The sequence below is a fragment of the Rhodospirillum centenum SW genome (genome assembly GCF_000016185.1).
Classification (GTDB): Bacteria; Pseudomonadota; Alphaproteobacteria; order Azospirillales; family Azospirillaceae; genus Rhodocista; species Rhodocista centena.
Genome location: NC_011420.2, coordinates 32,436 through 45,453 on the forward strand (window position 1 = coordinate 32,436; position 13,018 = coordinate 45,453).

The 13,018-nt window shown below is 66.5% G+C and carries 13 protein-coding genes; 11 read left to right on the forward strand and 2 right to left on the reverse strand.

Annotated elements, in window-relative coordinates; translation table 11 throughout:
- Positions 1 to 118: 118 nt before the first annotated feature.
- The 11 genes from RC1_RS00150 (at position 119) to RC1_RS00200 (ending at position 8,478) form a co-directional block, all read left to right on the forward strand.
- On the forward strand, positions 119 to 304 hold the full coding sequence (locus RC1_RS00150) for a helix-turn-helix transcriptional regulator (RefSeq protein WP_012565284.1): 186 nt from the start codon (positions 119 to 121) through the stop codon (positions 302 to 304).
- A 131-nt stretch (positions 305 to 435) separates the two neighbouring features.
- The gene (locus RC1_RS00155; RefSeq protein ID WP_012565285.1) at positions 436 to 741 is read left to right on the forward strand and encodes a hypothetical protein; all 306 of its coding nucleotides are present in this window, start codon (positions 436 to 438) and stop codon (positions 739 to 741) included.
- Entirely contained in the window at positions 738 to 1,235 is a 498-nt protein-coding gene (locus tag RC1_RS00160) for a hypothetical protein (protein WP_012565286.1), read from the forward strand. The genes RC1_RS00155 and RC1_RS00160 overlap by 4 nt, the downstream gene beginning before the upstream one ends.
- 116 nt (positions 1,236 to 1,351) lie before the next feature.
- Positions 1,352 to 2,203: an ATP-binding protein gene (locus tag RC1_RS00165; protein ID WP_012565287.1), complete on the forward strand. Its 852-nt coding sequence runs from the start codon at positions 1,352 to 1,354 to the stop codon at positions 2,201 to 2,203.
- 11 nt (positions 2,204 to 2,214) lie between these two features.
- On the forward strand, positions 2,215 to 2,970 hold the full coding sequence (locus RC1_RS00170; RefSeq protein WP_012565288.1) for a hypothetical protein: 756 nt from the start codon (positions 2,215 to 2,217) through the stop codon (positions 2,968 to 2,970).
- 50 nt (positions 2,971 to 3,020) lie between these two features.
- The gene (locus RC1_RS00175) at positions 3,021 to 3,248 is read left to right on the forward strand and encodes a hypothetical protein (protein ID WP_041785640.1); all 228 of its coding nucleotides are present in this window, start codon (positions 3,021 to 3,023) and stop codon (positions 3,246 to 3,248) included.
- Positions 3,245 to 3,610, forward strand: coding sequence for a DUF6511 domain-containing protein (locus tag RC1_RS00180; protein ID WP_012565290.1), 366 nt, complete (start codon positions 3,245 to 3,247; stop codon positions 3,608 to 3,610). Before RC1_RS00175 ends, RC1_RS00180 begins: the two co-directional genes overlap by 4 nt.
- A gap of 14 nt (positions 3,611 to 3,624) precedes the next feature.
- Complete coding sequence (locus tag RC1_RS00185) at positions 3,625 to 3,840, forward strand: hypothetical protein (RefSeq protein ID WP_012565291.1); 216 nt, start codon at positions 3,625 to 3,627, stop codon at positions 3,838 to 3,840.
- Complete coding sequence (locus RC1_RS00190; protein ID WP_012565292.1) at positions 3,837 to 4,634, forward strand: hypothetical protein; 798 nt, start codon at positions 3,837 to 3,839, stop codon at positions 4,632 to 4,634. Before RC1_RS00185 ends, RC1_RS00190 begins: the two co-directional genes overlap by 4 nt.
- Positions 4,601 to 5,953, forward strand: a complete 1,353-nt coding sequence (locus RC1_RS00195; RefSeq protein ID WP_234703809.1) for an ATP-dependent DNA helicase — start codon at positions 4,601 to 4,603, stop codon at positions 5,951 to 5,953. The genes RC1_RS00190 and RC1_RS00195 overlap by 34 nt, the downstream gene beginning before the upstream one ends.
- Positions 5,950 to 8,478 (forward strand): VapE domain-containing protein, encoded by a 2,529-nt coding sequence (locus RC1_RS00200; RefSeq protein ID WP_012565294.1) that lies wholly within the window; start codon positions 5,950 to 5,952, stop codon positions 8,476 to 8,478. Before RC1_RS00195 ends, RC1_RS00200 begins: the two co-directional genes overlap by 4 nt.
- A 1-nt stretch (position 8,479) precedes the next feature.
- Here RC1_RS00200 and RC1_RS21275 read toward each other — a convergent pair whose 3' ends face one another.
- Positions 8,480 to 9,208, reverse strand: a complete 729-nt coding sequence (locus RC1_RS21275; RefSeq protein ID WP_148213340.1) for a hypothetical protein — start codon at positions 9,206 to 9,208, stop codon at positions 8,480 to 8,482.
- A 3-nt stretch (positions 9,209 to 9,211) separates the two neighbouring features.
- The gene (locus RC1_RS19750) at positions 9,212 to 12,397 is read right to left on the reverse strand and encodes a hypothetical protein (protein ID WP_148213341.1); all 3,186 of its coding nucleotides are present in this window, start codon (positions 12,395 to 12,397) and stop codon (positions 9,212 to 9,214) included.
- Positions 12,398 to 13,018: the final 621 nt, after the last annotated feature.

Sequence of the window (13,018 nt, forward strand, 5' to 3'; positions counted from 1 at the left end):
TCCGGGCGGCCTTATTTTTTGCCCTTTCTGCGACTCCTACCTTCAGCCCTTCCCGGCTCCTCCCTTCGCCTCTGCCATCGTCTCCGCAGGTTTTCACCGGAAACCGCAGGAGACCGTGATGGCAGTCAGTCATTTGACACAGACCGACCTGGCCCGACGCTGGCGGATCAGCCCGCGCACCCTGGAGCGCTGGCGCTGGCTGGGACAGGGGCCGAAATACCTGAAGATCGGCGGCCGCGTCGTCTACCGCCTGGAAGACATCGAGGCCTTCGAAGCTGAGAAGCAGCGGGAGGCGGTCGCATGATCCAGGCCATGGCGAGAACAGCGTCCGCAGGACCACGCGCCAATCCCTTTGTTTTCTCGCCCGTTCGCGGGCGAAACCGGGCGAAAACACGCGAATTGGTCCAGGGAACCGCATCCTGTACTTCACTGGGGATGCAGACACCCGATCCCACCCGCACCCTGGTCGCCGACGAAACAGCGCTGCTGGACTGGCTCCGGACCGCGCAGCCGGGTGACCGCTTCCTCTACCACATCGGCCACCTCGCCGCCGACCGCGTGCGCGGCAGCGCCGGCCTCACCGACCCGCAGCGGGAGGCGCTGTGCCGGCTGGCCGACCGCGTCCTGGCGCTGGTCACCGAGGACGCGCTGACGGCCGCGCAGCGCCGCCGCGCCGACGGGCACATGGCCTATCTCGCGATCAAGACGTCCGGCCGCAAGGCCGGCAGGAGGTTTCCATGACCGCCACCCCGACGCCGACCAACCGGGTCACCCTGGACGCCCTGACGGCGATGCCGGTCGGTGAGATCGCCAACCTCCCGGTCGACCAGCTGGCCCTGCTGCTCGACGATCTGGCCGAGGAGAAGGCCCGGCTGAAGCGGCTGGACGACCGGCTGAACGGGGCGCTGGCCCTGCGCTATGGCGAGCGCGCCCAGACCTTGCGCCGCGATCAGGGCAAGCTGGCTGGCATCGTCCGGATCGAGGAGGCCGACGGCTTCGTCGCCGTCTGCGACGTGCCGAAGAAGCCCGAGTACGACCAGGAGAAGCTCCGCGCGGCCATCGAGACCATCCGGTCCTGGGGCTCCAACCCCGACGACTACGTGACCACCGAGATCAAGGTCAGCGAGACGAAGTACGGCGCCTGGCCCCCGGAAATCCGCAGGCTGTTCGAGCCGGCGCGCACCGTCCGGCTCGGCAAGCCGAGCTTCCGCATCGAGCGGCCGACGCCGCGCTGACCCTGCCCGGACGCGGCGGGGTGGCCCTCTCCGCAAGGACGGGCGGGCCTCCCTTCGGCGCCTGGTCAACACCCCGCCGCGACCCATTGGCCCTGAAGCTTCAAGGATTCCCCACCATGGCCATCCGCATCATCACGGCCGACGAGCGCCTGTCGGCCGCCAGCACAAAGATCAGCTTCGCCATCTTCGGACCACCCGGCGTCGGCAAGACCTCGCTGCTGAAGACCCTGCCGCCGGACCGCACCCTGTGCCTCGACCTGGAGGCGGGCCTGAAGTCGGTGCAGGACTGGCGGGGCGCCAGCATCCCGATCCGCAGCTACTTGGACTTCCGCGACCTCGTCGTCCTGATCAGCGGCCCCGACCCGGCCGTCCACCCAACCGCCACCTATGGCGAGGCCCATTACCAGCATGTCCGGGCCACGCACGCCGACACCGGGCTGGAGGCGTTCCTGGCATCGAAGCCGATCCTCTTCGTCGACAGCATCACCGACCTCTCGCGGCAGGTGATGACCTTCGCCCGCCAGCAGCCCGAGGCCTTCTCGGACCGCACCGGCAAGCCTGACGTCCGGGGCGCCTATGGCCTCTTGGGGCGCGAGGTGATCCACGCCTTGAAGCTGCTGCAGCACGCGCCCGGCAAGACGGTGGTCTTCGTCGGCGTGCTGGAGCGGGTCACCGACGACTTCAACGCCGTCACTTGGCAGCCCCAGATGGAGGGCGCCAAGATCGGCCGCGAACTGCCGGGCATCGTCGACCAGGTCATGACGATGCATTTCTTCGACCGCGCTGCCGACGGAACTTTCGCCTTCAACGAGAAGGGCGAGCACCGGCGGCTGGTCTGCCGCGCCGGCAATCCCTGGGGCCTGCCGGCCAAGGATCGCAGCGGCCGCCTCGACCCGACCGAACCGCCCGACCTCTCCGCCCTCTTCGCCAAGATCAACGCGCCCGGCCCTGCCGCCACCGCTGCCTGAAGGAGACCACCATGTACGATCTGAACGATGCCCAGCCGCAGATGGCCCCGGCCGGCGACCTGATCCCGGACGGTACTTTCGCCCGGGTGCGGATGACCATCCGACCCGGCGGCGTGAACGGCTCCAGCCCACTGGACGCCGGCCTGCTGACCGCCTCGAAATCCTCCGATGCCAAGATGCTCGACTGCGAGTTCACCGTGGTCGAGGGGGCGTTCGCCCGGCGGAAGTTCTGGCAGAACTTCACCGTCGCCGGCGGCAAGCTGGACGACAAGGGCGTGTCCAAGGGCTGGAACATCGCCAAGGCCGCCTTCCGCGCCATGGTGGACAGCGCCCTCGGCCTTGATCCAAAGGACATGAGCGACGCCGCCAAGGCGAAGCGCACTCTGCGCGGGCTGAAGGACCTGGACGGGATCACCTTCGTCGCCCGCATCATGGTCGAGCCGGCGAGCAGCCCTCAGTACAAGGACGCCAACAAGCTGGCCCATGTGGTGACGCCCGACGAGCCGCAGCATTCCGCTGTGTTGCGGGGTGAGGCTGTGCCTCCGGAGCCGGTGAACGCCAAGCCGCGCAAGGCGGCGGAACCCGCGGCGCAGGGCGGTCCCGCCTGGGCCACGACCCCGCCGGCCGCCAACCCCAATGCCGGGGCGGCCTGGAACACATCGCCTGCCGCCCCCGCGACGGCGCCCGCGTGGGCGGGGCAGACCACGGCCCCCGCGTCGCCGCCGCCCGCCGCTCCGCCCGCCGGGCCGGCGTGGCTCAACGGCTGACCGGGGAGCGGGGCCGCGCCGATGACGATGCAGGGCCGGCCCCGACCACCATGACCGACGATGACTGGCAGGCGCAGGTGACGCGCGAAGCGGCGAAGGCGATCGGACAATGGCTCGAAGGACGCGGCCGGCTGCACCAGCCCATCGCCGTGCTGACCCTGCCCGAACTGGAAGCGATGGCGGCCAACGCCATCGCCCGGTTCGTGGTCCTGGCCTCGGAACGGATCCGCGACCGGCCGGACGACAACCGGGACCTGACCCGGCTCTTGCTCGGGTGAGGCTCTGCTCGGTCTGCGACCGGGAGGGCCGCGGCTTCCTCTACAGCCATCCCGGCCATCCCGACCGGCTCCACCGCTTCTGCTCCATGGGCTGCCTCGATGCCGGCGCCCGTCTGGCAAAGGAGAACAACGGCATGATCGACAAAACCGCGCGGGAGGTGCAGGCGCTGAAGGACGCCCGCCGCCCGTTCGCCGAGGCCCTGACCGAGCTCGGGCTGATGGACCCCTTCTTCCACCGTACCGCTGCCGAGATCGACCGCCTGATCGAGGCGGCCGTCACCGGCTACGTCGACAGCATGCAGCGGCGGGCCGGTGTGCGGGAGCGGACCGGCACCGCGCTGGACGACCCTTTGCCTTTTTGAGAGGGCCGGCCGTCATGATGGATCTGAACGACGACGGACCGGCCGGGGAGTGGCTTCAACTGCTCGAGGCGGCCGATGCCAACGCTGAGACCGACTTCGAGATCGCGTTCTGCGAGAGCCTGCGGGAGAAGTTCGAGACCTACGGCAGCCGCGCCCGGCTGACCGACGCGCAGGACCGCAAGCTTCGCTGCATCGCGCAGGGCGGCGGCTTCTGGGAGCGCGGCGCATGATCGACCTCAACCATGGGTCCGGCTGCCAGTACGAGGGGCCGGCCCGTCCGCCCGATCTGGCCGCCGCGGTCAACACCGCCATCGACGCCATCCTGGTCGCCCGCAACCGGGCGCAGCCCCCACGCCGCTACGTCAGCACCTCGGGCATCGGCCGCGAATGCCTGCGCCAGATCCAATACGACTATCTCGCCGTGCCAAAGGATGCAGGGGCTGATTTCACGGGCGCCACTCTGCGCATCTTCGATGCCGGCCATCGTGGCGAGGACGTCGTCGCCGACTGGCTGCGCGCCGCCGGCTTCGACCTGCGCACGCACCGCCGGGACGGGAGGCAGTTCGGCTTCGCGGCACTGGGCGGGCGGTTCAAGGGCCACATCGACGGCTGCCTCGTCGCCGGACCCGCCGCCATGGCCTATCCGGCCCTGTGGGAGAATAAATGCCTGGGGGCGGCCCCGTGGAAGGAGGTGGTCAAGCGGGGTGTCGTCCTTGCCCGGCCGGTCTACGCAGCACAGATCGCGCTTTATCAGGCCTATATGGACCTAGCCGAACCGGCCCTGTTCACGGCGCTGAACCGCGACAGTTGGGAACTGCACGCCGAACTGGTGCCCTTCGACGCGCCGCTGGCCCAGCGCATGAGCGACCGGGCGGTGGAGGTGGTACAGGCATCCGCGGTGCAGGAACTGTTGCCCCGTGCCGCCGCCCACCGCACCTCGGCGCTGTGCCGTGGCGGCTGGACCGGGGGCGAATGGCACGCGCCTTGCCCATGGCAGGACCGTTGCTGGGGGCCTGCGCCATGACCGGCATCATCCCCTCCGCCACCCAGGCCCGCGCCATCGCTGCCATCCACGACTGGTTCGAGAACCGCACCCATGAACAGCCGGTGTTCCGTCTCTTCGGCTATGCCGGCACCGGCAAGAGCACCGTATTGAAATTTGCGCTGGACGATTTGGGCATCGATCCGCACCGCTCCGGCAAAGATGGCGGCGCGATGGTGCCGGGCGTGGTCACCGCCACCTTCACCGGCAAGGCGGCGCTGGTGCTGCGGCGCAAAGGCACGCCCGCCCGCACCATCCACAGCCTGATCTACCGCGTGATCGAGGCGACCGAGGAGGAGATCGAGGCGGCGCGGCGGAAGATCGCCGACGCCGAGCAGAAGGCGCGCGCCCTGTCCGGCTTCGAGCGCGTCACCGCCGAGGCGGCGATCGAGGCCATGCGCCAGGGGCTGAAGGACATGCGCAAACCCCGCTTCGACCTCAACCCCGACAGCGACGCCGCCCACTGCCGGCTGATCGTGCTAGACGAGGTGTCGATGGTGGGCGCCGAGATGGCCCGCGACCTGCTGTCCTTCGGCAAGCCCATCCTGGTGCTGGGCGACCCCGGCCAGTTGCCGCCGATCAAGGGCGAAGGCGCCTTCACGCAACAGGCCCCCGACATCATGCTGACCGAGATCCACCGGCAGGCGGCGGAGAGCGCCGTCATCCGGCTGGCCACCTGGGCACGGGAGGGCCGGCCGATCCCCATGGGCCGGCATGATGATCACGTCTGGAAGCTGGCCAAGACGGCGGTGACGCCGGACCAGTGCCTGCGCGGCGGACAGGTGATCTGCGGCCTGAACGCCACCCGGCTGCAACTGAACAACGCCCTGCGCCGCGCCGCCGGCCTCAATGGCGGCTGGTTTCCGACCGGACCGGCCGAGAAAGTCGTCTGCCTGAAGAACCGCAACGACCTTGGCCTGATCAACGGCATGTTCCTGACGCTGGACGACATCGTGGACGAGGGCGGCCTGTACTTCTCCGCCGCGGTGACCGACGAGGACGGCAACGCCATCGGCGCCGTCGGCCCGGACGGCCGGCACAACCGGCTGCGCCTCTACAAGGGGCACTTCGAAGATCACCACGCGCTCGACAAGGACCGCAACGACCGGGACTGGAAGGAAAAGAAGTATCTGATTGAGGCGACCTACGGCTGGGCCATCACCGGGCACAAGGCCCAGGGCAGCCAGTGGGAGAACGTCATCGTCTGGGACGACGGGCTGGGCCGCACGGCGGAGGACCGCGCCCGCTGGCTCTACACCGCCATCACCCGGGCCGAGAAGGGACTGGTGATCCTGGCATGATCGACCTCAACGACGTCTGGCAGCCGCCACCCCGGTTCGACCTGCGACAGGTCCGCGACAGGCTGGCGGCGTCCGCGCCCGACTGGCTGCCGCCGCTGTTCCCCAGGGGCCGCCTCTCCGCCGACCGACGCACCCTGCGCTGTGCCGATCTCTCCGGCCGGCCGCCGCGCAACGAGGGCTCCTGCGTGCTGCACCTGGTGGGCAGCCATGCCGGCTGGGGTTTCGACTTCGCCACCGGCGAGAGCGCCGGACCCATTGACCTGATCCACTACGCCACCGGCCTGGAGGATGGGCCGCTGTTCGAGGAGGCGGTCCGGCTCGCCCGTATGGACCTGCCAGTGTCGGCGCCGCGGCCCGCTTCGGGCAGGCCGGACCACAGCCTGGAGGTCGCCCGCATCCTCGACGGCTGCCGCCCGCTCGCCGGCACCGTGGCCGAAACCTACCTGCGCAGCCGGGGACTGGCCGATCCGGGATCGCCGGACCTGCTCTATCACGACGATCTCGCCGACCGCGACACCGCGCGCGGCTGGCCCGGCCTCGTGGCGGTGGTGCGCGACGGCGCCGGCCAGCCCACCGGCGGCATCCACCGCACCTTCCTGCTCGACGACGGCTCGTGCAAGGCGCCGCCGGGCAAGAAGATGCTGGGGCCGATTGCGAATGGGCATGTCCGGCTGGCTCCCCTTGGCGCAGACGGTCATCTGGGCGTGGCCGAAGGTATCGAGACGGCGCTGGCCGCAACGGCGATCTTCGGCATTCCCACCTGGGCCGGTCTGTCCGCGGACGGCGTGCGCCGGTTTCAATGGCCGGAGGGCACAAGCCAAATCACCATCTTCGCCGACGCCGGGGACGCTGGCCGCCAAGCCGCCGCTGCGCTGGCTGACCGGCTGAACCGGGCGGACATCCTCAACTCTATCGTCGTCCCGCTGCACGGCGATGATTTCAACGATGATCTGCGGCAGGGGAAGAGTGCCGCTGACTATAGCCTGGAGCCTGCCGCGCAACCTGCCCGGACGCTCAACACCCTGGCGGAGATGGAAGCCGCCGCCCTCGCGCTCACCTGTCCGCCCGACATGACGGACCTTGCCCGCCTTCTGGGTGCCATCGCCACCGCGCGGCTCGACCCCGTGCCCATCCGGCACCTGCTGACCACCATCAAGGCCACCACCCGCATCCCGGTCTCGGTGCTGGAGAAGCAGCTTCGCGACCTGCGCCGCCGGCTGAATGGCGGCGGCGGTGACGCGCCGGCGATCCGTTCGCCCTGGGCCGCCATGCTGCGCATCGGCGATGACGGCACGCCGGAGCGCAACGAGGCCAATGTCATCACCGCCCTGTCCAATGATCCGGCCTTCGCCGGGGCCCTGGTCTTCGACGAATTCCGGCAGGAGATTCTGGCGGCCCGCCCGCTGCCCTGGGAAAGCGCCCCGTTCCCGGCCGCGCGCCCCTGGAATGCCACCGACGACGTGCGCTGCGCCGAATGGCTCCAGCGCCGCGAGATCAACGTCACGCCCCTGGTGGTCAGCCGCAGCGTCGGCGCGGTGGCCAACGACATCCGCGTCCATCCGGTGCGTGACTATCTCGATCATCTGCGCTGGGACGGCACGGCGCGGCTGGAGACCTGGGCCATCCGCTATCTTGGCGCCAAGGACACGCCGCTCAGCCACGCCTTCGGCGCCCGCTGGCTGATCTCCGCCGTCGCCCGCATCCTGCGGCCGGGCGCCAAGGTCGACCACATGCTGATCCTGGAAGGGCCGCAGGGTACCGGCAAATCGACCGCGCTGAAGGTCCTGGCCGGCGAGGACTGGTTCACCGACGAACTGGCGGAGATCGGCAGCAGGGACTGCGCCCAGCAGATGCGCGGCGTCTGGATCATCGAGATCGCCGAACTGGACGCCATCGGCCGGGCCGAGGTCGAGCGCATCAAGGCCTTCCTGACCCGCACCACCGACCGCTACCGCCCGCCGTACGAGCGCTACGTCATCGACGTGCCCCGCCAGTGCGTCTTCGCCGGTTCCGTCAACCCGGACACCTACCTGCGCGACGAAACCGGCAACCGCCGCTTCTGGCCGCTGCGCTGCGGCCGCATCGACCTGGACGCCCTGCGGCAGGACCGCGACCAGCTTTGGGCCGAGGCGGTGGCCCGTTTCCGCGACGGCGCCATCTGGTGGCTGGACGATCCCGATCTGATCGCCGCCGCTAGGATCGAGCAGGAAGCCCGCTACCAGGGCGACGCCTGGGACGCCCGCATCGACCGCTGGCTGACCCACGAGCGCCGCCGCATCAACCGCGGTTATGCCGGCTACGACGACTGGCGCGACGAGGAGGTCGAGCGCGACCGGCCGGTCTGCGACGTTTCCGTGGGTGAAATCCTGGAAGGGGCGCTGGGGATTGAAACGGGAAAGTGGTCACGGGGCGACCAGATGCGCGTGGCGGCGTATCTGAAGGCCCGGCAGTGGGAGCGGTACAAGGCAGGAGCGGGTGGTCGGCGGGAATGGCGGTATCGGCGGCCGACTTGGCTGGCCGATTGAATCATCCGGAATCCCCCTGGGTAGGCAAAATATGGTTGTGCTGCAGGTGAAGATAATCTCTCAGGGAACAGATCAATCGAATCAAGTCGATCACATCATCCAAAGTTGCATACTTCTCTGCGAACTCTCTCAAGGCCGTTTTTCCATCTCGGCTTAGATCCCGGTGTGTCCGTCCCCCGATCGTTGTCTCATGAACCACAGCGTTAGGATAGTCGGCCACGAAAGCCCGCAGAAAATCTGGCGAGAACAGGTCTTCAACTTCCCAGTCCAGCCGCCTGAAGTCGTAGTTGAGCGTTTCGGCTCTTTTCTCGACGACCGATCCTGGAGAGCCGCCGGCTATGGGCATGACGGGATGCAGCAGAAAGACATCTTCATAACGCACTACGCGTGGATCGAAATTACAGGCGCGTTTTAGGGCCCGGCGACCGGCTTCGTCATTGTCGAAAAGGCCAATGAAGCGGTACCTTTTCGCTCCCGCGGGTGTCAGGTCGTATTCAGCGAGCTGTCGTGCCGCGCTCAGCCGGCGGTTGACACCATCGACTCCGCCGTCATCTCCATCACCTGCTGCCAACACCCCGAAATCGTTGAAAACGTCGATTCCTCGTTCTTCTCGGTACAGTTTTGCGGCAAGTTTCAAGAAGAGGACGTCGCTTCGCCCTTCCAAGATAACGTTCCGTTTCTGGACGCTCCACCCGATCTGCTGAGCCCAGTCTTCGACGAGTCCCGCCATGGCTCAGTTCGCCGTCAGGGGCCGCAGGAACGGGCCGTTGTGGCCGAAGGAGATATATCCATTAATAACCATTCCTGGTCGAAGTTTCTCCCGGCCGAATTCCTGGGGCCGGAAAGTGACCTCTACGCCCTGCATTTCGCTGACCCTGGCGCGGTGACGGCCGTCGCCGGTCTGGCTGATGCGTGCGCGCACCTGCCGGCGATCATCCCTGTCGCGCACACGCAGCCACTTCAGCCGCTCCGGCACCTCGACGAAGTGTTCCTCCCGCTGCCAACGTTGGCGAAGCTCGTGGAACTTGCGGGCCGCTTCGTGATGCCGGTCGCGCTGGTGCAGAAGCACAGCAAGTTCAAGGTCCATCTGCGGAGTGAAAGTGCTGGAACTCCCCTTAAGGGACTCCAAAAATTCAAGCTGCTGAGCAAAATCCTGAGGGCGATCCATGCAGCAGAGGAGGTATTGAAGGCGCACGGCCTGAGCGTTGCTTCGCAAGATTGGGTTTGCGAGATGTTCCGCCGCTCTGATGCGATTGGTGGCCGGATAATCGTTGAGTTCCATCCCTTCGAAACGACGTACGCCTTCCGCCAGTGATTTAAGTGCAACGATGATCGCGTCGCTTTCGGTCTGTGGGTTGCTCCTTTCGTCGAATTCGCCGGCTACTTCCAAGAGGACGTCGAGTGCGGCCTCAGCCAGCCGCCCGAGCGCGAAACGGCGTGCCTCGGCGGCGCCACGCTGCATCGCAGCATACACGAGCCCCAAAACTTCGATCGCATTGCCCGCGGTGGCCGTCGGGTCGCTGCGGGCGCCGGTCAGAAGGTCGCGCGCGTACGTTTCTACAACGAATGAATTGTCGGGGCTGAGCCGGTAGGCGCGTCGCGTCGCATCCCGTGCCTTCGTCTGCAGATCCTGGATACGCTCTTGCTTAGCGCGGCGCTGCACCTCGACCTCGGCCAAGTCATGATAGGCGTGGGCGAGAGAGTTCAGCAGATTCATGTCGGATTCGCCGTCGGCGTCACCGGTGATGCTGAGGGCCGTTTCAATGTCCGAGATGGCGCGCGAAAGCAACTCCGCCCGCTCGTCGTCCGAAATATCGAAAGCGGACTTATCCTTGGCAATGCGTCGACGCGAGATCGCGGCATGATGGAGAAATGCCCGGCTTGTTGTCCGAAAGGCACGGGGCATCTCGTCCAACGCCACCAGAGCCTCCCGCCAGTAGGGGGCAAACAGCGCATGCCCATGGCTGGGGTCAATTTTGAAAATGGAGGTGGCGAACGCTTCAGCTACCTCACGCAGGCCCCTGTGTGCAAGGCCGGGCAGGCGGGCAATCCGCTTCAATACGAGTAGCCGGAGATGCTCAGGGTTGGTGGCCTCCCCAAATCCCGCGGCTTCGAGTGCAGGGCGGTCATAGAAAAGCGCCGTCAACAGGAAACGGCCAAGCAGGTCATGAATGAGCGCCCAGTAGCGCTGAGTGCTATCGATGCCCCGCACGATGCCGAGGGCGCCGAGCCCGGACTGAATGTCGCACAGCTTGTCCGCGGTCGGCCAATCGTGCGAGGCGGGCAGCAGTACCTCTGGCAGCGGCCGGTGAACGGTGCTCATCGCAGCGATATCGATGATGGCGTGGCGAAGAACTGGATCGGTGACTTTCTCGTGAAACTGATAGTAGAGCCAGGACTGGATGGTTTCTTCCATGTCGAACAGGCGCCGGAGCCAGAACGACAGCGCGATCCAGAAGGCGGCATAGCCATTCCCCGGGCCAACGATTGAGCGCTGAAGGAAGTTGTTCCACTCAGCTTCCGACCGGACCGTTCCATGTTTCAGCAAATATCGGTTGAGGTGCCGTCCCAATTCTACAGCGTCCGGCTTCGACACCTGATGGGTCAGGACCGCCAAGCGTTTAAACCGGCTTCCTTCATAAATCGCGATCGGCAGGACGCTGTCCGTGACGAACACGATGCACGCCCGGCGCCCGCTCTTTTCAAGCTCGCGCGAGAAATGGATCAGGTCATCCTCGTGGCCGTTCAAGGCGGTGCGGTCGAAGACGATCAGCCAAGGAGCCTGATAGAGACGCGTGTCCGCCCCGATCCCCGTCTTTGTGGCCGTTTCCATACAACGCGACATATACGAGGTGACTTCGACACTGCTCGGTGTAAAAGGCGCCGCCGCAGCCAGGAGCGTCGGATACCCCTCGCTCGCGGTTTCCCAGGCCAAGTTGCGGATGAAGGTGGTCGCGCCGGCACCGGACTCCGCGCTGACGTAGAACAGGGGATTTGATTCGCCCGCCTCTCGGTCGAGCTTTCGAAGCGCCCGCTTGAGGATGTTCAGCGCGTCGGGCTCGCGCGGCCACGGCATTCCTGCGGCAAAGGGCCGCCAAGAGGAACGCGGATCTTTGAAAAAACCCTCGACATCTTCGACGCGCAGGTCGTCCGGAAGAAGCGGAATGAGGTGTTCCTCCGTGAGGAGCTCGTAGCGTCCCAAGAGCGGGTGTTCGGGATCATCGAGACCGGTGACGTCGAGTCGGTGTAGGGTCTCGGTGGCGTCGCGCAGGCGAAGAATCTGCCGCTCGTCGCGGCCTTCCATGTAGCGACGCACCAGATCGTCGACGAAAGCCCCGGCGGCTGTCGTGACAAGGCTGATTGTCCGCGCGCCCGTCTCGGCTCTCCACGCGGCCGCTTTGTCCGTGGCGTCGGAGGCATCGCTGACGACGGTTGTGAAGGAGCGGAAGCCCTCCGCCCACAACCCTGTTAGCTCCTGCGGCAGGGCGAAAGTCGGACCACCTAGGACTACGAGATGCTTGATCGACCGCCGCTGGAGTTCCTCCAGCATCGTCAGTCGCCGGGTAAGGGCGGCTAGCCCCGAATTCCGGGTGCCTCCGCGCCCGTTGAGCAGGAACACTGGAAGGCTACGAGGTGGTAGCGGGACATCAGACGGGTTGGTGTCGACGATGTGAATTATGCCGCGCCGTCTGACGAGGGGACTCTCCACCGACTCCGTCGCCTCAAGCGCGGTGATCAGCGCTTGGTCGGAAGATTCACTGAAGACGAAGGCCCACGGCAGGCCAAGAACCTTGGCCGCCTTCTCCGGTCCCGCAGCAGCAGCGAATGGCTCCTGGAGCCAGACCGCAACGTCGCGTGAGTCAAGTTCGGCGAATAGCGACGCCGGTGCTTCGGCTTGGTGGTGAACTCCGTCGCTCATGAACGTATTCCGGAGGCTGTGCGAGCGGGCGTATGGTCCGACCGTTGCTCTGGGACAACGCGGTCCGAGAGGACTGCGAACGGGGCCGTGGCGGCATGCCACTTCCGAGGTGGGGATAGTCCGCTTTTTTCTGGCGCAGTTCAAGATCAGGAATAGGAGCTTGCAAGGCAGGGTGGTGAAAAAGGGGGGACAACGGGAAGGATAGTTTACTAGATCGAGCGACCGCCGGTCTGACGCTGCTTGCTCTGGGAACACCCCGGCCCTAACCACGCCCATGCGGCTCCCGACATCGGCAGAGGTTGGGACCAAACCTGCCGTAGTCACCACGGATTTCCCTTCCCCTATGGTCCCAACCGGTCCCAACCTCTTGATGGGGGTTGGGACCGCTGAAACCAGCATGAATGCTGGCTTTGTCCCAACGGTCCCAACGGGGGGGGGGTGAAAGTGTTCAGGGGGCCGAGAAAAATGCTATGTTGAGTTGTCTTTTATGGTGTTTATGGCAGCAACAACGGGAAAATCTTTCTGGGCTATGAGGTGTCCAACCCCCCGTTGGGACCAGGGACCGTTGGGACCAAGCGCCCGCCCTCGCCGGAACTTTTTGCGAACATTTCCGCCGAAACC

Excerpts from the sequence above, each read along its gene's own strand:
- RC1_RS00150 (WP_012565284.1), top strand. The coding sequence starts at position 119 with ATGGCAGTCAGTCATTTGACACAGACCGACCTGGCCCGACGCTGGCGG.
- RC1_RS00155 (WP_012565285.1), top strand. The coding sequence starts at position 436 with ATGCAGACACCCGATCCCACCCGCACCCTGGTCGCCGACGAAACAGCG.
- RC1_RS00160 (WP_012565286.1), top strand. The coding sequence starts at position 738 with ATGACCGCCACCCCGACGCCGACCAACCGGGTCACCCTGGACGCCCTG.
- RC1_RS00165 (WP_012565287.1), top strand. The coding sequence starts at position 1,352 with ATGGCCATCCGCATCATCACGGCCGACGAGCGCCTGTCGGCCGCCAGC.
- RC1_RS00170 (WP_012565288.1), top strand. The coding sequence starts at position 2,215 with ATGTACGATCTGAACGATGCCCAGCCGCAGATGGCCCCGGCCGGCGAC.
- RC1_RS00175 (WP_041785640.1), top strand. The coding sequence starts at position 3,021 with ATGACCGACGATGACTGGCAGGCGCAGGTGACGCGCGAAGCGGCGAAG.
- RC1_RS00185 (WP_012565291.1), top strand. The coding sequence starts at position 3,625 with ATGATGGATCTGAACGACGACGGACCGGCCGGGGAGTGGCTTCAACTG.
- RC1_RS00190 (WP_012565292.1), top strand. The coding sequence starts at position 3,837 with ATGATCGACCTCAACCATGGGTCCGGCTGCCAGTACGAGGGGCCGGCC.
- RC1_RS00195 (WP_234703809.1), top strand. The coding sequence starts at position 4,601 with ATGGCAGGACCGTTGCTGGGGGCCTGCGCCATGACCGGCATCATCCCC.
- RC1_RS00200 (WP_012565294.1), top strand. The coding sequence starts at position 5,950 with ATGATCGACCTCAACGACGTCTGGCAGCCGCCACCCCGGTTCGACCTG.
- RC1_RS21275 (WP_148213340.1), bottom strand. The coding sequence starts at position 9,208 with ATGGCGGGACTCGTCGAAGACTGGGCTCAGCAGATCGGGTGGAGCGTC.
- RC1_RS19750 (WP_148213341.1), bottom strand. The coding sequence starts at position 12,397 with ATGAGCGACGGAGTTCACCACCAAGCCGAAGCACCGGCGTCGCTATTC.